Source organism: Neobacillus sp. YX16, assembly GCF_030123505.1.
In the GTDB taxonomy this organism is placed as follows: domain Bacteria; phylum Bacillota; class Bacilli; order Bacillales; family Cytobacillaceae; genus Neobacillus.
This window is the reverse complement of the sequence record NZ_CP126115.1, coordinates 3,244,570-3,265,716: the sequence shown is the minus strand read 5'-3', so window position 1 is coordinate 3,265,716 and position 21,147 is coordinate 3,244,570. Positions and strand designations below refer to the sequence as shown.

The window sequence follows — 21,147 nt, the reverse complement described above, 5'->3', positions numbered from 1 at the left end:
GTTTCACTCTCTTTCACGTTTCCAAGTTTACTATTCCCATACCATTAACAATTTGTAATTTTATTTATTATCTATAGAAAAGACTGAAATGTCAAGGGTGTTTTTTGAATATTTAAATTTCATTTGAGTTTTATTCCACATTAGTCTATACGTCAATTGTTACTAACTGGCCAATCAAATAATCACATATCTTTTCTGAATTTAATCTTGCCGCGATATAGGGAGGCTGTAGACCTTTTCCCCTTCCCAATGGAAATCCAAGCCAGAGAACATGCTGGTCCATGAGGATAAACGGGAAGGTGTATCCTTCCTCTTGCCAAGAATTTGGCAGTAATTCTGGCCAGGACTTTTCAGAAATAACCGTTAGCGTTACTGACGGGTGGCGTTTAACTAAAACATTTACCCATGCCTCAGGTAAGTCAATATTAACTGGCAAGGAAATAATGATTGATGTCCGGGCGTTTTGTATGTCCTTGAGGACCTTTTCTAGTTTTAGTGCATGTATCCACTGTAATGTAGGAAGCTGATTTTTTATCCAAGTGCCAATTTCCTTTGTCCTTATACTTTGTCGATGTTTTTCTTGATATTCAACAAGTTGTCTAATCGTTTTCCTATTATAGACATGCTTACGGATAAATGCGATATTACCAACATGAATAAATTTTCCCTTTGTTCTCGTAATAGCTACATTGATAAGGCGTTCACTGTCTATTCCAGTTAAAAGCATTCCCGCACGTTCTTGTGGGTTAGAATCGACAGTGTCGAAAATCATAACATCTCGCTCACTGCCTTGAAAGCGGTGAACAGTTGCAGAAACAATATCTGCAGATAACACCTCTGTCTGATACAAATCCTGTAGTATCAGGTCCATTAAATTCGCTTGTGCTCTGTAGGGCGTTACATATCCTATGGACCTTGCGCCGCCTAGGTAAGACTCATGAATTAATTGAAAAGAAATCAGCGCCTGCCAGATATTTGACCTAGAATTAGAGCTCTTTTCCGTTAAACAAAATGCACCCATATAGCTTGTATCTAAGAGGATTGATGCTCGTCCTGGAAAAGGGCATTTTTCTACTATCTGGTCTCTACTGCTATGAACACTTTCATGGTCACCAACAAGGGAATGATAAATGTATTGATTGGTAAAAGACGAGATATCTGGGTGCATCCTCCGCTGTTCTTTTAGTAAAAATAAGTGTGGATGGAGTTTTCCAGCCTCTACCCACTCCACCACACCCGCTCGATGAAAAACATCCTCTTTTAACCATTTTGTTACAAGGGAGTCCCTGGAGGAGGCAATGGGTGGTAATTGTTTAAAATCACCGCAAATGATTACTCTTTTACCTAGTGCAGCAGCAAAAGCAGCCTGTGGTACGTAGGCCATACTTGCTTCATCGAGTATGACAACGTCAAATTCCCTGCCATAAATAGCGGAATCACTAGCAGCTTTGGCCAGCGTCGAACCCACAACTAATGCATCCTTAACAAACTCTATTTCTTTTTGGCGGATTTTTTCCAGCACTCTTGCAAGCTTTTTCTCAAGCTCCAATAACTGATTAGAGTCTCGTTTACTAAAGGACCGTGATATATCTTGTTTTAAATTTTTCCGTTCTTCCACTAAAGCATCTTTATCCTCAACAAGACTGTGTTCTTGCTTCTTAAGAAGCTGACTAGTCGTAAGTGCTTCTTTACTGTCCTCTGCAACGCCCGTATTATATCCGTAACGAAGCACGTCACCTTCTCGAAAGCGGCCTTTCTTTTTTATAAAGCCTGAAATTTCTCTAATTAATACGTCAACGGCTTGGTTACTGTGTGAAAGAATAAGGACTGTTTTATCTTGGAAATATTTATTAGCAGCAACTCGTGCTAATGTATACGTTTTACCAGTCCCAGGGGGGCCCCATACAAAAGTAACGGGGTTGTACTTTGAACGCAAGACCAATTCATGAACATTGCTTTTTATCTTTTCTTCGGGATGCTTTGCGGGCATCGAAGGGTTCATTAATCGATTGACTCTTACTCTTTTTTGCTTGCTTTTGTTTATTTCATCTAACCGTTCAATGAGCTGTTCAAGCAGCTCCCAAGGATCATGATAGATATACGCTTCCGGGATTAAATCACCCAGCGATTGCTCTAATTGAACAATTAGTCCCTTCCCCTCGGATGATAGGACTCGTCCACCTTGCTTTATTCCTCCCCATACAAGTGTGATGGAAGCACCTATTGGAATTTTTAATGAAAAAGCAGTATCGAAATAATAACTAAACGTACCATCATTAGATAATAATCTGCCACTCGTAACTCTATATTTGTTACTGCCATACTTTTTTAAGTAGATAATTTCATTTTGTAAGGCCTGCTGCCACTCTTTAATATTCAGAACAGTCTTCGTCATTTTCTCATCCTTCTAATAAAAATGCTTCTTATAAAATATAACCTTAAATGGTGAATCAACTATAGCATGTATACGATGCAAAAATAAAACGTTATTCCTTATCAAAATAATTCCGACATTAATTTTACTCATTTCTAAAATATGTTCGTAATAAAATCAGTATCAAATACATATCGTTTCCTATTAAGTCTTTTTACCTATAAAATGTTTCAAATAAGCAAGGATTTTGTCATATTTATAAAAATATCCTCGATAAAAATATTGCCGCAACCCGTTGGGAAAGAAAGGAATTATCAATGTGTTAAATGAATAGTTATTTAGTACCAGCACGACTGGGTTGAATGCTAAAAACAAGTTTAAATAAAGTCATTTTTCGAGAACGGTTTGTGACTTTGGACTGGTTATCCCAGGAGTTACACTCGAATTTACAGCGGGTATACATAGGCCATTTGTTCGGTAAAACCTTTTCTCTAGACTGTTTAAGGAGGTAAAAATGAAACGAAGAGATTTTGTTAAGTATGCTGGAGGCGGTCTTGCCGCATTGGTGGTAGGAAGTGTTTTGCCTACTTGGGTTTCTAATAATTCCCTTCTTGCAGTTAAACAAGTTCAAGAACTTAACTTTACGATTACCGATGCAGTAAAGGATATGATCACACATAACTCCAAAAACAAAGCACAATGCTACTTCTGGTTGTACAAAGAGAAAAACTTCCCAGCAGAAATTCCCGGACCTCATATTTTTACTACTGAGGGAAGCCTTATTAAGGTTTCGATTACAAATGGACTGGATGAACCACATGCTTTTTTCATACCTGGCATGGTGAGTAGTGGTCCTATTGCACCAGGAGCAACAAAACAGATTCAATTTGTTGCTTCAAAAGCAGGGACTTATTTATATTACGACAACCTTAACGCACCTGTGAACCGGGTAATGGGGCTGCATGGAGCCTTAATTGTGATGCCAAATCAAGCTGTTCCAGGGCATAAGTTTACTCCTTATACTACTCCTACGCCATCCGTGCAGCAGCTTTTTGATGATTTCGGAACTACTTCACACTTCCCAGGATTAGCCTGGGAACAAGGTGATGATTCCACACATACACCTGCTTTTAGACAATATGTCTGGATACTCCACGCAGCAAGCTCTCGTTTATTTGAAGAAGTCGGAAAATATCCGCCAGGAAGAGATTATCCTGCAGCACAATTTATAAATGCCTATCAAAGGGATCGGTTCAGGTCTGACGGTTTGAACCGTAAACCAAACTACTTTACCGTAAATGGTCAGTCCGGGTGGTTCGCTGCGCATAACCCGTATATAACTCCTAGTCACAGAGTAGGTGAGCCCGCAGTAATTCGGATATTAAATCCGGGTTTATCTTTACATTCCCTGCACATACATGCCAATCACGTATACGTAACAGGAATTAACGGTGCTGTCCAGGAGAATCCTATCTGGCTAGACACTCATACCGTAAAGCCGCTTGATACAGTCGAATGGGTAGTTCCTTTTACAAGGCCGCCAGATGTTCCAAATGAGCGCGGAATTGGGCTGGCAGATAAACCGTTAATCTCAATCGCAAATCCAGAAATCGAAGGATCGGTTCCTCATCCAGTCTGGCCGCCTACGGAAGAGTTAGGTTCACACTTTCCAAAAATCGGTACAAAGGCCGGGAATTATGATATTTCGGTACAAATGTCTCCTATCTGCTACCCTATGCATGATCACTCTGAGACCAGTCAATCAGCTCAAGGCGGTAACTATGGTTTGGGGATGATGAGTGGATTAGATTTCATTGGTGACCGAAATACTCCAGGAAGTGTCACTACTTTTCCTGGGGCACCTACGGTTCATGGACCAGGAACGACTGGTCCCGCAGCTGGACACGAAGGAGCTCATTAAACAAAACTCAATGTGATAGCTATTAATATTTTGGACTAAAAAAGGAGTAATGCTATGTCTTTTTCAAATCCTGGTAATAAAATTCTACGCAGGTCCGTAGTTGGTCATGAAGGTGAATGGGTTAAATCATTCGATCCGCCTCAAGAGAATCCGCCAACTCCAGAACTCCTGAATCCAACCAATCCTGTCCCTGCATTTGTAGCTGCTACCATTCCAGGTGCAACGAATGAAATCCCCTTTACTCAGAGGGTCCATTTAATGCAAGGCAGAGACATACAGATGTGGGACGGCAGGAAACTTGGTTTTTTTCTTATTCAGAATCCTGATGTTCCCGAGGCAGTGGACGGGACGTTTCCTGGGCCAACCATCCGGGTTCCGCGTGGGGTAATTTTCCACGGTCAAGTTAATGGACATGGTCAGCCAGCACATACTGTCCATTGGCATGGTATCGAGCCAACTGCCATGAATGATGGTGTTGGTCACACCTCCATGGAGTTAGGAAAGTATACCTACCAATGGCAGCCAAATCATATCGGAAGTTATTTTTACCATTGTCATCGAAGTACTATCCAACATTTTGAATATGGATTATATGGTTTTTTAATTATTGAACCACCCGATGCCTATGACCCGAGTGATGGAAAGAATGTTGGCGGGTATCCGCGCCGTACCGCTGCAAATCTAAGTAATTACCCAATCTTCCCAGGTTTTATAGGCGGTAATTTAGAGAGTGGGGACCCACATGCCATGACCATTCCTTATGATATAGAGGCACTATGGGTTATTGACGACATCGATTCTGTTTGGCGTGAACAAGCGGAACATGCCCATCAGACCTTTCCAAAGCATGGTAATAACCCTGGGGTGGATGACCGTTTCGATGAAAACGCAAGTGGCAGCTATGATTTCTTTGCCTTCCACGATTACAATCCTGATTACTTTGTAGTAACGGGTGTTGATTTCCCAGGACGCATTGGCAGTACCGTTTCCATCCGACCAGGTTTAACTGTTCCAGCAGCCTTAAATAGTGGTGTTGGTGGAATGCAAATTTCTATAAACGCAAGAAGAAATCAAACCATCCTAATCCGTCTATTATGTGCTGCTTATACAAAAATAAAGGTAACCTTCCCTGTGGATGTGGTCGTTATCGCAATTGACGGACGGTCTCTGGGTGTTCCTCCTTTTGGACGCTACAATCACCCCTATACAGTTCCTGCCGGGAAACCGATTGAAATGTCAACAGCTCAACGAATTGATGTGCTGATAAGATCAAACCGGCCTACTAGCTCTTTTGGTCAGATAGAATACCGCCATCATTTGAGCGATGCATTTTTATTAAATGGAAGAATTCCAATTGTAATTAAATAGCTTGCTAGACTAAAAAAGTCCTAGGTGTTCTCCAACACCTAGGACTTTTTGCAGTTATTTTATTTTTTTTATTGAATTACTAACCGTTTTGATGATGAAATTAATATCTTCCTTCTCGATATTTAATGGCGGTGATAACGTTAATACATTATTGTACCCGGCAACAGTGGCACCATTTTTACCGATTAATAACCCTTCCTGCTTACAGAAAGCAATCACTTGATTAACCAGTGTTACATCTAAAGGTTCCTTTGTCTTCTTATCCTTCACTAATTCAATTCCGACCAACAATCCTTTTCCGCGGACATCACCGACAAATGGATGATTTTGAAGAAGATTTGTTAACTCATTTACTACCTGGTTCCCCAGATCACGAGAACGGTCAAATAAGTTTTCTTTTTCCATAATTTCTAGGTTCTTTAATGCTAACGCACAAGCCGCTGGATTACCGCCAAAGGTGTTAACGTGACGGAAGTAGTCATATTCTTCTGTACCCTTAAAGGCCTCATAAATTTCTTTCCGAACAGCAGTAGCTGAAAGCGGTAAATATGCACTTGTAATTCCTTTAGCCATTGTGATAATGTCAGGCTTTACATCATAGTTCATAAAACCAAATGGCTTTCCAGTACGACCAAACCCACAGATAACTTCATCTACAATTAAAAGAGCACCGTGTTTTTCACAAACCTGTTTGGCTGCCTTCATGTAGCCATCAGGCGGAACTAAGATTCCACCACCGGTAATGATTGGTTCCATTATCATTGCGGCAATCGTTTCGCTTAGTTCCCATGTCATTGTCCGGTCGATTTCTTTTACCGATGAAAGTTCGAAAGGATCTTTAACATTCGTATCGTCCCGATAGGAATCAGGCGGAGCTACATGTATAAAACCAGGAGCTAAAGGCTCGTATTTATACTTTCTTTGCGCCTGACCTGTTGCGGCCAAAGCTCCCATCGAATTCCCGTGATAGGCACGATAGCGAGAAAGTATTTTGTAACGGTTAAACTCCCCTTTTTGCTGATGATATTGACGGACGATTTTAAAGGCAGTTTCATTGGCTTCAGAACCGCTGTTTGAGAAAAAGATGACATATTCATCACCTAGCATTTCATTTAACTTTTCAGCAAGCTTTATGGCTGGGATATGGCTTTGAGTAAGTGGAAAATATGCCATTTCCTTAAGTTGTTCAAATGCTGCATCGGCAAGCTCTTTTCTTCCATAGCCTACATTCACGCACCATAGTCCAGCCATTGCATCTAAATATCGCTTCCCATCCGCATCACTTACCCAAGACCCCTCAGCCTTTGTAGCCACAATGGTAGCATTCGGATTATAAGGCTTCATAGAATGCCATAAATATTTATCATCCTGCGCAAGTAATTCTTCATGTGGACGACCTGTTTGAACCATTTTCAGCTCCTCCTTTCTATGCTTCAAACCGTGATGTAATCATTTTCTTACGTGTATAAAAGTTTAAACCATCTTTCCCATTCACATGGAGATCACCATAAAAGGAATCCTTCCAGCCTGAGAATGGAAAGAACGCCATTGTCGCTGGAACACCAACGTTGATACCCAGCATACCCGCATCGGCTTCTTCACGGAATTGCCGGATTGCTTTTGCATTATTGGTATAAATCGTCGCTCCATTTCCATATCTCGATTTTCGAATATATTCCAATCCTTCGTCTAAATCACTCGCTCGCAGCAGACTTAATACAGGGGCAAATATTTCATCCTTGGCAATGGTCATTTCTGGAGTAACATGATCGAAAATGGTTGGACCTAAGAAATTCCCTTCTGTATGGTCACTCATTTCTCTGCGTCCATCACGAATTAATTCAGCACCCTCAAGCACACCTTTTTCTATATATCCGAGTACCTTATCACGATGTTCCTTTCTAATAATGGGAGTTAATAGCACCTCGTCATCCATTCCGTTACCGATTATCAACTCATCTGCCTTTTTCGCTAAAGCCTTAACGAATGGTTCATTGTCCCCGACAACCACCACCGCACTGCAAGCCATACAGCGTTGCCCAGCACTTCCAAACGTTGAAGAGATAATATGCTGGACCGCCTTATCCATATCGGCATCAGGCATCACAATATGATGATTTTTGGCTCCGGAAAGGGCTTGAACCCTTTTTCCCTTAGAGGCTGCCCGTTCGTATACATACTTCGCAACCGGCTGGGAACCAACAAACGAGATCGCAGCAATGTCTTCGTGGTCAAGTAATCCATTTACGACATCATGAGCACCATGGACCACATTCAATACTCCAGGAGGGGCACCAGCCTCAGAAAACAGCTCTGCTAGTCTATTTGCCAATATCGGTGTACGCTCAGATGGCTTTAATACAAAGGTATTTCCGCAAGCAATAGCTAATGGAAACATCCAAAGTGGAACCATCATTGGAAAGTTAAACGGAGTGATTCCTCCGACAACCCCTAATGGATAACGGAACATTTCGGAATCAATTTCCTCTGCAATACCTGATAAGGTTTCCCCCATCATCAGAGTAGGTGCTCCTGAAGCAAACTCTACACACTCAATTCCACGTTGAACTTCTCCATGAGCCTCTTTGTAGGCCTTACCATTTTCTAGGACGATTAATTTTGCTAGCGCTTCATGGTTATCACTTAATAGACTGTGATATTTAAAGAGTATCCGTGCTCGTTTCGGAACAGGAACCTTCTTCCACTTGTTAAAGGCTTCTTTTGCAGCTGCTACTGCTGAGTTCACATCTTCTCTCGTAGAAACAGGAACTTTTGTAAGTAATTCATTGGTTGCTGGATTTGGCACATTAAGGGTCTGATTACTGCTTGAATTTTCCCATGCACCATTAATAAAATTCTGTAGTACCGTTGTATCTTTTTTTGTCACGCTCATTTGTTCTCCTCCATTGATAATCAAAATAAATCACTTTATCCCCAAATTTTGTTTAATGAGTACACTCGAAAAATACTTTCTTGCATTTGCGGTTCCAATAATTAATGTTTCTTTTTCCTTACTTGTTGGATGGTAAAACTCAATAGAAGCACCATCTAAATGCTCATGGACAGCATTAATTCGAAAACCCTTCTGAATGAAAAAATCGAGCTTATCTCTTTCATTAAGATATTGTTGATAATCCGACATTGGACCCTCCTACAAATAAGAAATTTTCGTTATTCGAAATTTAAATTGGCAGGTGCTTCCTCTATAACTGTCACATATTCTTCTTCAATGACCCAATCACGACCAACAGAGATTCCTAGATATTTTGCATCACTCGGATCCTCCAGTTCAGCCTGTTGATACTTCTTAAACCACCAGTACTTTGCAAGCACATAATATATAGCCGCTCCAAGTACGAACCCTACCAAGAAACCATACGACGGGAATAAATAGGAGATATAACCGCCAATGATCCAAGCAATAAACCCTGCAAGATTCATGCCGCTCCAATATCTAAATTGACCTTGGTCTTCGTATAACTCTGGAACATTCACTCGTCTTTTGCGGATTAAATAATAATCAGCAAAGAGAATTCCAACGATTGCAGACAATATACCGCCAACGATTAGAAGAATAGGGATGATAACACCAAATAACTCCCAAGGTTGAACGATTGTTCCTACAATACCTGCTGTAATAACACCCGCCCAAAATGGAAACTTTGGTCCCCCAACATTGGAGAAAATAGTTGCTGCCGGTACAACATTTGCAGCAGTATTTGTTGACCACTGTGCTAAGACAATCATTAGAAGTAATACAGCAAGGATTATTCCACTTGCTGAATCTTGCAGGGCCACCACTGGGTCTGCATTTAATACTGCAATGTAAGATACAGCACCAATGATAATCATGAAGGTTTGTGTTAATGGCATGGCAACAAGATTACCAATTAATGAATTTTTATTTCTCTTAAACCAGTTCTTTTCATTTACTGGAGCCTTCATAAAGCGTGAAATCGATGGAATATCGGCACTCAAGGTTGCCCAGAAGCCCATATTACTAAAAATAACCACCATAAAGGCTGTAAACGCAGCGCCACCAGTAACAGGTGATTCTACCCAGCTCCAAACGTCTCTGCCAGCAGCCTGCGCTTGGTCAGATAAGGAGGAATACATCCAAATAGAGATTAAGATAATGATTGGAGCTGCTAAATCCGCAAATCGTTCAATTGATTTGATTCCTAAAGCGGTATTAATCAACTGAACAATTGCAAAAATAATGAAGCAAACAAACCAATTATCAAAACCAAATAATATATTTAAAATGCCATTCATTGCTGTCGCACCAAAATAGGTATTGATCCCAAACCAAGCAGATGCTGTTACACCTCTAGTTATCGAAGGAATATGAGTACCAATCGTTCCAAATGGCGCTCTCATATACACAGGAAATGACAAACCATGTTCGATACCAATATCAGCGATTAAGGATATAAAGAATCCAATCGCAAGGGATCCAATAATCGTTGCTAGAATAACAAGTGGCAATGATAAACTTTGTACACCTGCACCGCCAATGGCAAAGGTAGCGAGTACCACAACCATCCCTACCCACATAAACGAGTAACCTAGCTTTGTGATTTTCCTATCTTTTTGTTGAATGGGTAATAAGTCTGAAGACTTTAGGTGGCTTTTTTTCATATGAACACTCCTTATTCGGTTTAAGATAAAAGAATTTAACCATTTAAATTCAAATACCAATTTCCAACAGAGGTTTTAAAGTGCAATTGCCTGCATAAGCAAGCAATTGCAGGAGTCGTTCAACAATGAATGGAGAAAATAATTTTCTATATAATGCTGCTAAATGGATAAGGTTTCATTTTGGTTTATTGGAGTATACCCATTGTATTTGGCTCTCTTTAAATATTGTCCGGTACCTGGTTTTCCTACAAACTGTTTATCACGAACGACAAATTCACCTCGAGATAAAACGGAAACGGGCTCTCCCGTGACTTTCATTCCTTCAAAGGCATTATAATCGACTGCCATATGATGCGTTTCAGCGGAAATGACACGCTCTGCCTGTGGATCAAAAATGACAATATCAGCATCAGACCCAATTGCAATACTGCCTTTTTTCGGATATAAGCCAAATAACTTTGCGGCTTTTGTGGATGTAAGATCAACAAACTGATTAAGACTTATACGTCCCTTTCTCACCCCCTCAGAGAATAATATAGATAGACGGTCTTCAATAATTGGCCCGCCATTTGGAATCTTAGTAAAATCATCCCTTCCTAAATCCTTTTGTCCTTTAAAATCAAACGAGCATTGATCAGATCCAAGTGTTTGAAGTTGACCGCTTTTTAACGCATTCCACAGTGCTTCTTGATTCCATTTTTCTCGTAACGGAGGAGACCAGACATATTTGGCACCTTCAAAATTTGGTCTTTCTAGGTAACTTTGATCAAGAACTAAATACTGTGGGCAGGTTTCACCCCAAACATCAAAGCCCTTACTCCGTGCTTCGGCAATTTTTTCAACCGCATCCGCACAAGATACGTGAACCACATATAATTGCGAGTTTGCCAGCCCAGTCAGTTTTGCAGCTCTTCCCGTTGCTTCTCCCTCTAATTCTGGTGGTCTTGTTAAAGCGTGATAAATTGGGGTTCTATTTCCTTCTGCGACTGCCTTTTTCGTTAAATAATCGATTACATCCCCATTTTCTGCATGAACCATGACAAGTGCTCCATGTTCCTTTGCAGAGACAAGCGTTCGGAAAAGCGTTTCATCATCTGCTTGGAGAACGTTTTTGTAAGCCATAAACACCTTGAAAGAGGTGATACCTTCTCCATTAATCACATAAGGAAGTTCATTCAATACATTCTCATTGATCTCCGATATCATTAAATGAAAACCATAATCTATGACAGCTTTTTCTTTAGATTTTGCATGCCAGGTTTGAATTGCATTTTTTAACGAGTCACCTTTACTTGTTAAGCAAAAATCGATTATCGTTGTCGTCCCGCCAAAAGCTGCAGCAATGGTGCCTGTTTCGAAATCATCCTTTGTCACGGTTCCTCCAAAAGGCATATCTAAATGGGTATGCGGGTCAATGCCCCCAGGAAAAATGAGACAGCCCTTTGCGTCGATAACTTCAGCGCCATTTGCTGAAAGATTGTTGCCAATTTGAGAGATTTTTCCTTCTTCTATTAAAATTTCTGCTGTAAAGGTATCTGCTGCTGTTACAATCGTTCCATTTTTTATCAACTTCTTCATACGATTTCTCCCTTCTCATTTGTTACTATCAATCTTGCATTCTGGTGCAAGACTCAAGGCTGACTGTCTTTCGTTCCATGTCATCGGCGGTATTTCATTCGCCACTTCGACCATATCGATTGCCCCGTCTACCGGGCAGACAATGGAACATAAATTACAGCCAACACAATCTTCTTCTCTAACTTTTAGATAACTTCTACCGTTCTCGTCAGTTAACCTATCGATACATTGATGGGATGTGTCCTCACAGGCAATATGGCACTTATTACAGTTGATACAAACATCCGTATTGATTTTTGCGACAATATTATAGTTAAGATCTAAATTTCCCCAATCCGAATACCTTGGAAGAGTTTTTCCAATGATTTCAGATACCGACTTTATCCCCTTACTATCTAAGTAATGACTAAGTCCCTCAATCATGTCCTCGACAATACGGAATCCGTGGTGCATGGCAGCGGTACAAATTTGCACACCTGCAGCACCCATTAACATGAACTCAACGGCATCCTGCCAGTTGGAGATCCCTCCAATTCCTGATATTGGAACGTTTATATTTGCATGACGTGCACATTCCGCCACCATATTAAGAGCAATCGGTTTAACTGCAGGACCACAATAGCCTCCATGTGCCCCCTTTCCTGCAACATGAGGGATGGTATTCCATGTATCAAGGTCTACCCCCATCAAACTATTAATCGTGTTTATCATACTAATGGCATCCGCACCACCATTACATGCTGCTTCAGCCGTAGCTGTAATATCCGTAATGTTTGGTGTTAATTTTACGATAACAGGTGTTTTTGCCACCTCTTTTACCCAATAGGTCTGACGTTCTACAAGTGCTGGTACTTGACCAGAAGCAGAACCCATTCCACGTTCAGCCATACCATGAGGACAGCCAAAGTTTAATTCGAGACCGTCAACTCCGACATCTTCTACACGCTTAACTAATTCGTGCCACTTTTCTTGCTTTGGCTCCATCATTAAGGATGCGATAATCGCATGGTTAGGAAATCTTTTTTTTGTTTCATAGATTTCTTTTAAATTCACATCTAAGGGCCGGTCGGTTATCAATTCAATATTATTGAACCCCGCCACCCGTTGTCCGTTAAAACCTATGGCTGCAAACCTAGAGGAAACATTCAAAATTGGGTCACCTAATGTTTTCCAAACTGCCCCGCCCCAACCTGCTTCAAAGGCTCTCTGAACCTGATACCCTGAATTGGTAGGGGGTGCTGAAGCTAGCCAAAATGGGTTGGGGGATTTTATCCCTGCGAGATTAATACTCAAATCAGCCATATTGAATTCACCCCTTTAAAATAGAAATGCTTTAATGCTGGAAAGCGCTTACATATTTATATCTTTTGATTTGGTCATTTACTTTGCTGTTTCCACTGCCGTAAATTGCTTATGAATGGTAAAGGCAGCTAGTTTTCCTTGTTGAGCTGCGGTAACAACCATGGCGTCCCCTTTGCCTTTTCCAAAAACAACATCACCGCAAGCATATATTTTAGGATTAGAAGTTTGATAGGTTTCTTTATTTACATATACCACACCACTATCATGTTCCAGTCCAAAGCCTTTAATTAGTTCCAAATGCCTTGTTTGTCCGATTGCTTTGATGACTGCGTCTGCCGGTATGACATATTCAGAGCCTTCAACAGGATGAGGTCTTCTCCGTCCGTCTTGGTCTGGTTCACCAAGCTTCATTTTTAAACATTCAATCCCTGTCACCTTTCCATTTTCATCTCCTATAATTCTCTTCGGTGCTGTTAACCAGCGAAATTCAACACCGTCTTGTTTGGCAAATTCATATTCAAAATCATAGGCAGTCATTTCTTCCTTTGTTCGACGATATAGGATTTTTACATTTTCCGCACCTAAACGTACAGAACAGGTTGCACCATCTATTGCGGTATTTCCTGCACCGATGACAACGGCTTGCTTTCCGACAAAATCATTCGATAATCTTCCACTTTTTGTTTCCTTTACAAACTCAATGGCATCGTAGACTCCTTCTAGGTCTTCTCCTTCAATACCTAAGTCAGGTACATGTGCCATCCCCACCGCTAACACAATGCAATCGAATTTTCCAAGTAGGTCCTTTATGGAAATATCCTTTCCAACCCTTGTGTTTGTTTTGATTGTGACATTCAGCTTTTCAACTTGTTCTACTTCCCAATAAGATATTGCCTGTGGAAGCCTGAATGAGACTATTCCATAAGTATTTAAACCGCCAGCTTTTTCTGCAGCTTCAAATATCGTCACTTCATATCCAAATCTGGCTAATTCCCGAGCGGCTGAAAGTCCTGCTGGTCCACCGCCAACAACAGCAACAGATTTACCATTAGCTGTTCCAGGTTGAAAAAGAGTTTGTTCATTTTTAATAGCCCAATCTGTAGCATATCTCTGAAGGTTTCCAATCATAATTGGTTTTGTGGAATGGTTTAAGACACATGCCCCTTCACACAGCTCCTCCGTTGGACACACCCTAGCGCAGCTTGCACCAACTGGATTGGAAGTCATAATAGTTTTGGCAGAACCGAGTAAATTTCCTGTCGTTATTTTTTTTATAAAAGTGGGAATATCAATGCCTGTCGGACAGGCCTTAATACAAGGTGCATCATAGCAATACAGGCAGCGATTAGATTCTTCCAACGCATCTTGATGTGAAAGAGGACGTTCTACTTCCTGAAAGTTTAATTCCAGATTGGTATTGGAGATCCGCTGTATTTTTTCCAATAAAAAACCCTCCTTTATTCAAAAGTTAATTTACTGAAAATTCTGCATATGGTTTTCATTTTACAGGCAGCAAAAAATTCATTACATCATACAATCTGTAAAATAGTGCTTGTATTCTACTATCCAGTATGTGAACTAGATTCTATATAACATTTATGCGAATCCATAATATTTGATGATGATTTGAAGGGAAAAATCGATGATTTCTGTAGTAGATAAATGAAAGATATTCTTGTACCATAGTTAACCTTTTACCAATTTATCACAAATGAACAAAAAATTTTGTAAAATTCCATCGAACTTATTATGAATATATTTGAGGTAATTGGCTTTTTTAAAAATAACTTAAACTCAATGAGTATAAAGGAAAAATGAAGTTAATGTGTAAGTGGATTTTCAACCAATCACAGTTTTTTTTCCAAATAAGTTCTCGACATTCGCAAATTATTTGCCGAATGTTTTGTATATGAACAATTATTAAAGTAGCACCAAAAACTAGCAGAGGGTAATTTCTCCTCCCCAACATTCACTTTGTTTATCCTGCTATTTGAACTATAATTGTAAAATATACCATATTCAATACATGAATAAACAAAGGATGATGTTCCATGAAATATGAATGGCGAAAAAAAGAAAAAGAACTATACCTGCCTTCTGCCAAACCAACTAAGATTGTTGTACCACCGTTGAAATACTTTACATTAATGGGAAAAGGAAATCCTAACAGCGAAGCTTTTAAGGAAAGTGTTGAGGCTTTATATGCATTATCTTATGCAATACGAATGCTCCCAAAAAAAGGAACAACCCCCGAGGGTTATTTTGAATATACTGTTTTTCCTTTAGAAGGTGTTTGGGACTTGGATGAAGTTGGAAGACAATTAGAACAGCTAGACAAAGACAGGTTGGTTTATAAACTAATGATTCGACAGCCAGATTTTGTGTCAGATGATTTATTTTCAATGGCGAAAGAATTATCTGCAAAAAAAATCTCAGAGGACTTGTTATTATCTGCTAAGTTTGAAGAAATTGAAGAGGGCTTATGTGTCCAATGTATGCACATAGGAGATTATGACAGTGAACCTGAAACATTTTCAAAAATGCATGACTTTTGTTCTGCCAATAATATAACCCGTACAGACAAAAGGCATCGTGAAATCTACATAAGTGACCCAAGAAAAACTGAAGCAACAAAATTAAAAACAGTACTTAGATTTAAGACAAAGTAACGTATGGATTATTGTCATCCATGCAAGCAAAACAACCAGCATATTTCAGCTGGTTGTTAGTTTAATTGTATTGACTAAAGTATTTAAAAACTGATGTATTAACTGAAAGGCCTCATGAATAGTCAGATTCTCTGTATACCCATCCACATAATTCAGGGCAAAATTTAAATCCCATAAGCCATCATCATAGCTAAACATTAGATCAAACTTTCCTTCATCGCCCTGTAAAGAGTTATTCAGCTGTTCCTTTAACATCTTTTCAAACTTTTTTTGAAGCTTTAATCCAAGCATGACATCGTATGTACCAAAAACATCATCAGCCTCAAGTGACACACCCTCAACACCGATTTGTTCAAACAATATAGACTCTACATAAATAAATTCATTTTTATGTTCTTTTAGGTATGCAATAGTCTGGTTTAAAAAATTGGACGATTCATTGGCAATCATCGTTTCAGTTTCCTTGCTGCATCGTTCAATATAAGCATCAGTAAAATTTGAATTTAATTTGTTTTCCATTTAATATCCTCCTATTAAAACAATCCCACTTTAACTATATAGTTATGTAAAATAAAAAAGCAAATTTCCAACAATAAAAAACGTCTAAACTCACATGGAGTTTAGACGAGAAGTATCATACTAGTTTTCAGCTAGTTTATTTACTACTTTTTTTTCTGCTGGGTTTTCCTCTATAGTATCTTCTGCTTGTTTCGCACGTTTCATAAAGAAAGCAAGGATAAGGGCAACAGCAGCAATAAAGACGGACACGAAAAAGGCAAAATTGATGCCGTCTAACGTGGCGCTCATCATAATTTGTTGCTGCATTTGAGCTAAGGCTGCCTCCGTTGGCTGCTCAGTCAAGTTTGCCATAGCAGCTTCACCTAACTCTTTAGCCTTTGACTCTGCGCGGTTTGACATGACAGTTACCAAAAGGGCAGTTCCGATTGCTCCAGATACTTGCTGAAGTGTATTGTTCATGGCAGTACCATGTGGGTAAAAACGTGCTGGCAATTGATTTAACCCATTTGTAGAAACTGGCATCATCACCATCGACATCCCCAACATTCGAACTGAATATAAAAGCAATAATTGTGTATACGTTGTTTCAAGTGATAATTGGCTGAAAAGATAGCTGGTTACTACCGTGATGACTAAACCAATTATAGCTAAAATGCGTCCGCCAAATTTGTCGAACAGTTTCCCTGTAACTGGTGACATAAGCGCCATTATGATTGCTCCTGGAAGCATCAGTAGACCTGCATCCAACGGAGAAATACCGCGTATTGTTTGAACATAAATCGGCAGCAAAAGCATCCCCGAAAACATGGCCATCGTAAGCACCATTGAGATAACCGATGATAATGCAAACATTGGGTACCTAAAGATTCTATAATTAAGCATAGGCTGATCTTGTTTTAGTTGACGTAAGATAGACACTAGTAATGAAATAGCTCCAATCGCAATCGTCAAATATACTTGTGGACTGTCCCAGCCTTGCTTTCCGGCTGAACTGAACCCATAAAGTAAGCCGCCAAATCCCACGCTTGTAAGTAAAACAGATAAGAAATCAAGGCGAATATCAACTTTTTCTTTTTTATCCTTTAATAAGAAGAAACCGATTAACAGAACAATCACGGCAATTGGTGTTACAAAGTGGAACAGCATTCTCCAGTCATAGTGTTCGATTAACCAACCAGATAATGTTGGTCCAATTGCAGGTGCCCCCATTAAAACTAATCCAAAAACCCCCATTGCTGCTCCCCTTTTCTCAATAGGGAAGCTTACTAACATGACATTCATTAAAAGTGGCATCATAATCGCTGAACCCGCTGCCTGCGTCATCCTGCCTGTTAATAAAACCGGAAATACATGTGCCATCCCAGCAAGGATGGTTCCTGCTGTAAATAAGCCCATGGCAACTAAGAAAAGTTTTCGTACAGAATATTTTTGAATTAAAAATGCAGTAGTTGGTATTAATATTCCATTTACTAACATAAATCCAGTTGTTAACCATTGCACAGTTGAAGCATCTACTTCTAAATCAGCCATTATGGATGGAAGTGCAATATTAAGTAAAGTGTTATTTAAAAAAGCAATAAATGCCCCAATCATCAGGATTACAATAATCCCGTATGGGGGACGTTTTGTTTCATTTTTACTGTGTTCCATGTTTATATACCCCCTATAAACCCTTTGTACATTTTTTTATACCGTTGTTTCATGCTTTATAATAATATACCGGTTGTTCATTTTTTGCAATAAAAAAACACTACAAAATTATGGGTTTGTAATAGGTACCTTAATAATGTAGTATATTTTTATACAGGTAGTATAATTCAGATAATAGGTGATAAAGTGAACGAACGTAAGCAGCATGTTATAAATAAAGCTCATCAGTTATTTATTGAAAAAGGATTTCAAGCCACATCGATTCAGGATATTTTAGATTTTAGCGGTATCTCAAAAGGGACTTTTTACAAATACTTCTCATCTAAGAGCGAATTATTAATCGCCATTTATAAAACGATTTTTAAAAAGCTAGCAAAGGATAGAAATGATTTATTAATTGGGAAAAATCCTTCAGATATAGAGATTTTTATTAAACAAATCGAATTGCAAATGATATCTAATAGGAAAAATAAATTAATTGCACTTTATGAGGAAGTCATGGCAACAAACGATGCTGATTTAAAACAATACATTCGTATTAGCCGGCTTCGTTCACTTAGGTGGATGGTTCAAAGGTTTATTGATATTTTTGGTGAGAAGAATAAGCCATACTTATTAGATTGCGCCATTATGTTCCAGGGATTCTTACAGAATAATCTCCAATACAATCGGATGGCAACAGATTCAAATGAGAAAATAAGTGATGTTGTCAGATATAGTGTGAACCGTTTAGTAAATATGGTTAATGAAGTGACCGAGGCTGGAGAGCAAATCCATGAACCAGAGCTATTAGACAAATGGCTTCCTGGAAAACATAAAAATAATCATGAATTAATTGACCAATTTTTTAAAATAGTGGGTCCAATGAGGAATTCAATAACAAAACACTTTCCTGATAAAAATGACCAGGAAAGGTATCACGAACTGTTGGATTTCATTCAAGAAGAAATCATGCATACCAGAGCACCAAGAAAATTCCTAATCGAAAGCACCATCGAAACATTACAAAACAACCCAGCTTTAATCTGGAAAAAAGACTTGATACAGCTTAATCAAATCATAACCGTTTTCTTTCAACAATTAGAGCAAGAGGAAGAAGAATAATAAATAGTAGTTTTTTTAAGACTGAGCGTTTGCCTATGCATTTCTAGGTAGTTTTACGTAAATTAGTAAAAACATTGGTTTGTTTTACTATTTTGAGGAGGAGCAGGTAGTTACTGCTTTAAAAACTACAGGAGGGTGCATCAATGGAAGATTTAACAGCAGACAAGAATCAAACACCAGATATAAAGAGTAAAGGATCTATATTTGATTCTTTCAAATTCTGGGGTCAAGGACCACTGCATAGGAAATTTATAAATGAATCTATAAATGAAGTTTTAGATGAAATCCCAATTAAGATTGAAAGTGAAGATTCAAAAGGACTGGAGGAACCAAAAGTTCTGAAGGTTTCAAAAGATCTGGAAGATTCAAAAGTTCTGGAAGAATTAAAAGAGCAACCCCAGAAACAAAGCTCGAATACATCAAGTCCCAGCAATGTTAAACACTTCGATACAATAAGCGGAAATCACATCATATCAAGGGGTTGGGATGGAAATAATATGTGGGAATTTAAAATAAGAAGGAAATAAATTTTGAAACAAAAAAGGAATGGAGCACAAAAGCCCCTTCCTTTTTTTAGTTATTCTTGATTTACAAAAGTACTCGGCATTACTACTGCAATAACCTCGCCTCGGGCACAAAGTACATGATCGGCAAAAACTTCTGTTTCTACCCTAAATTTCTTAGGGTGTATCTCATGAACGACTCCAATGGCCTTTAAAGGTACTCCATGGGGTGTCGGTTTTACAAAGTCGACCTTCAATGAAGCTGTTACAAATCGAGGAGGCTCAGCTCCGTCACCTGCCTCACAGCCATTTTTTCTATGTAGTACTAAAGATGCTGACCCTGTACCATGACAATCAATTAGAGAGGCAACGATGCCGCCATAAACAAATCCCGGAAGTGCTATATGCTCGGGTTCTGGCGAATAAATCGTTACTGTCTTTTCTCCTAGCCAGCCTGTCCGGAAATGATGCCCTTCCTGATTTAATCTGCCACATCCATAACACCAGGCGAAATCATCCGGGTATTCATCCTGAATTGCATTATGTACCTTTTCTTCCATTTGAATCCCCCTTTTCAGAAAATTATAACATATCATTACGATTCATGAATGGTCATTATTTTGGTTCAACATGAACATGTACGTCATAAACCTTATGTTTTGCAATTAATTCATCTTCTACTTTTGTAGCAATATCATGGGCATTTTTAACATCTAATGTGGAATTAACAAGGATGACAACATCAACAACAACGTTATTCCCGTAATTTCTAGCTTTAATTTCTTTCACACCCTTTACTCCCTGACAATGATGGATGGTCTGTTTATATATTTCTATTTCCTTTTCATCAAAACCATCAGTTAAATAGAGAGAGGCTTCTTTAAAAATGTCCCAAGCAGTTTTACAAATGAGGAATCCCACAATGACTGCTGCTAGAGGATCTAGCCATGGCAGACCAAACTGTGCCCCGATAATACCAATGAACGTCCCGACGCTTACCCATGCATCAGAGAGATTATCCTTAGCTGCGGCCATGACAGATTGGCTGTTTATTTCTGTTGCTAGTTTTTTATTATACCGATAAACAAAGTACATAACGAAAGCACAAAATAATCCCGTCCAGGCGGAAATTACGTCCGGAGATTCCTTTTGTGCGTAGAAAATACTAAAAATAGCATCGTATGCAACCTTCAGACCTACTGCCATCATAATAAACGAGGCAACCATAGAAGCTACAGTTTCGGCTTTCCAATGTCCATAGGGGTGGTCATCATCCGCTGGCCTTTGTGATAATTTAAGTCCAATTAGAACAGCAACAGATGCTATGATATCCGTTACATTGTTTAATCCATCAGCTTTCAATGCCTCGGAATTTGCAAAATAACCAACTGCTAATTTCAATGCAGACAAACATATATAGGCAATAATGCTTATAATTGCTCCGCGCTCTCCTCTTTTTAAATCCAAAAATCCTTGTTCTTCAATCATTTCACTCACCCACTTCTTTTCCCTATATAT

General features: G+C 39.2%; 17 protein-coding genes. 5 read left to right on the top strand and 12 right to left on the bottom strand.

Going from position 1 to position 21,147, the window contains the following annotated elements:
* Positions 1-145: 145 nt before the first annotated feature.
* Positions 146-2,395 (bottom strand): AAA domain-containing protein, encoded by a 2,250-nt coding sequence (locus tag QNH48_RS15765; RefSeq protein ID WP_283951029.1) that lies wholly within the window; start codon positions 2,393-2,395, stop codon positions 146-148.
* A 493-nt stretch (positions 2,396-2,888) separates the two neighbouring features.
* Between QNH48_RS15765 and QNH48_RS15760 the strand changes: the two genes are divergently transcribed.
* On the top strand, positions 2,889-4,295 hold the full coding sequence (locus QNH48_RS15760) for a multicopper oxidase domain-containing protein (protein WP_283951028.1): 1,407 nt from the start codon (positions 2,889-2,891) through the stop codon (positions 4,293-4,295).
* A gap of 54 nt (positions 4,296-4,349) precedes the next feature.
* Positions 4,350-5,663, top strand: a complete 1,314-nt coding sequence (locus QNH48_RS15755) for a multicopper oxidase domain-containing protein (protein ID WP_283951027.1) — start codon at positions 4,350-4,352, stop codon at positions 5,661-5,663.
* A gap of 54 nt (positions 5,664-5,717) precedes the next feature.
* On the opposite strand, the gene QNH48_RS15750 is transcribed toward QNH48_RS15755, so the two are convergent.
* The 7 genes from QNH48_RS15750 to QNH48_RS15720 all read right to left on the bottom strand — a co-directional run bounded on the left by QNH48_RS15750 (position 5,718) and on the right by QNH48_RS15720 (position 14,627).
* Positions 5,718-7,073 (bottom strand): aspartate aminotransferase family protein, encoded by a 1,356-nt coding sequence (locus tag QNH48_RS15750; RefSeq protein WP_283951026.1) that lies wholly within the window; start codon positions 7,071-7,073, stop codon positions 5,718-5,720.
* A 16-nt stretch (positions 7,074-7,089) separates the two neighbouring features.
* The gene (locus tag QNH48_RS15745; protein WP_283951025.1) at positions 7,090-8,556 is read right to left on the bottom strand and encodes a CoA-acylating methylmalonate-semialdehyde dehydrogenase; all 1,467 of its coding nucleotides are present in this window, start codon (positions 8,554-8,556) and stop codon (positions 7,090-7,092) included.
* Between the two features lie 30 nt (positions 8,557-8,586).
* Positions 8,587-8,805, bottom strand: coding sequence for a hypothetical protein (locus QNH48_RS15740; protein WP_283951024.1), 219 nt, complete (start codon positions 8,803-8,805; stop codon positions 8,587-8,589).
* Between the two features lie 29 nt (positions 8,806-8,834).
* The gene (locus QNH48_RS15735; protein ID WP_283951023.1) at positions 8,835-10,304 is read right to left on the bottom strand and encodes an NCS1 family transporter; all 1,470 of its coding nucleotides are present in this window, start codon (positions 10,302-10,304) and stop codon (positions 8,835-8,837) included.
* 159 nt (positions 10,305-10,463) lie between these two features.
* Positions 10,464-11,882 (bottom strand): dihydropyrimidinase, encoded by a 1,419-nt coding sequence (hydA, locus tag QNH48_RS15730; protein ID WP_283951022.1) that lies wholly within the window; start codon positions 11,880-11,882, stop codon positions 10,464-10,466.
* Between the two features lie 15 nt (positions 11,883-11,897).
* Positions 11,898-13,184, bottom strand: a complete 1,287-nt coding sequence (gene preA / locus QNH48_RS15725) for an NAD-dependent dihydropyrimidine dehydrogenase subunit PreA (RefSeq protein WP_283951021.1) — start codon at positions 13,182-13,184, stop codon at positions 11,898-11,900.
* Positions 13,185-13,262: 78 nt separating this feature from the next.
* Positions 13,263-14,627 carry an NAD(P)-dependent oxidoreductase gene (locus QNH48_RS15720; protein WP_481858422.1) on the bottom strand — a complete coding sequence of 455 codons (1,365 nt, stop codon included), beginning with the start codon at positions 14,625-14,627 and terminating at the stop codon, positions 13,263-13,265.
* Positions 14,628-15,235: 608 nt separating this feature from the next.
* Between QNH48_RS15720 and QNH48_RS15715 the strand changes: the two genes are divergently transcribed.
* Positions 15,236-15,853: a GyrI-like domain-containing protein gene (locus tag QNH48_RS15715; RefSeq protein WP_283951020.1), complete on the top strand. Its 618-nt coding sequence runs from the start codon at positions 15,236-15,238 to the stop codon at positions 15,851-15,853.
* 45 nt (positions 15,854-15,898) lie between these two features.
* On the opposite strand, the gene QNH48_RS15710 is transcribed toward QNH48_RS15715, so the two are convergent.
* Both QNH48_RS15710 and QNH48_RS15705 read right to left on the bottom strand, forming a co-directional pair.
* A complete protein-coding gene (locus QNH48_RS15710) occupies positions 15,899-16,372 on the bottom strand; it encodes a branched-chain amino acid aminotransferase (RefSeq protein ID WP_283951019.1) in 474 nt (157 codons plus the stop codon).
* A 120-nt stretch (positions 16,373-16,492) separates the two neighbouring features.
* Entirely contained in the window at positions 16,493-18,022 is a 1,530-nt protein-coding gene (locus QNH48_RS15705) for a DHA2 family efflux MFS transporter permease subunit (RefSeq protein ID WP_133367977.1), read from the bottom strand.
* Between the two features lie 186 nt (positions 18,023-18,208).
* Here QNH48_RS15705 and QNH48_RS15700 point away from each other — a divergent pair, with 186 nt between their 5' ends.
* Positions 18,209-19,126 (top strand): TetR/AcrR family transcriptional regulator, encoded by a 918-nt coding sequence (locus QNH48_RS15700; protein WP_283951018.1) that lies wholly within the window; start codon positions 18,209-18,211, stop codon positions 19,124-19,126.
* Positions 19,127-19,269: 143 nt separating this feature from the next.
* A complete protein-coding gene (locus QNH48_RS15695; protein ID WP_283951017.1) occupies positions 19,270-19,653 on the top strand; it encodes a hypothetical protein in 384 nt (127 codons plus the stop codon).
* A 50-nt stretch (positions 19,654-19,703) separates the two neighbouring features.
* On the opposite strand, the gene QNH48_RS15690 is transcribed toward QNH48_RS15695, so the two are convergent.
* Positions 19,704-20,189, bottom strand: coding sequence for a PaaI family thioesterase (locus QNH48_RS15690; RefSeq protein ID WP_283951016.1), 486 nt, complete (start codon positions 20,187-20,189; stop codon positions 19,704-19,706).
* A gap of 55 nt (positions 20,190-20,244) precedes the next feature.
* The gene (locus QNH48_RS15685; protein ID WP_283955790.1) at positions 20,245-21,114 is read right to left on the bottom strand and encodes a cation diffusion facilitator family transporter; all 870 of its coding nucleotides are present in this window, start codon (positions 21,112-21,114) and stop codon (positions 20,245-20,247) included.
* Between the last annotated feature and the right edge of the window lie 33 nt (positions 21,115-21,147).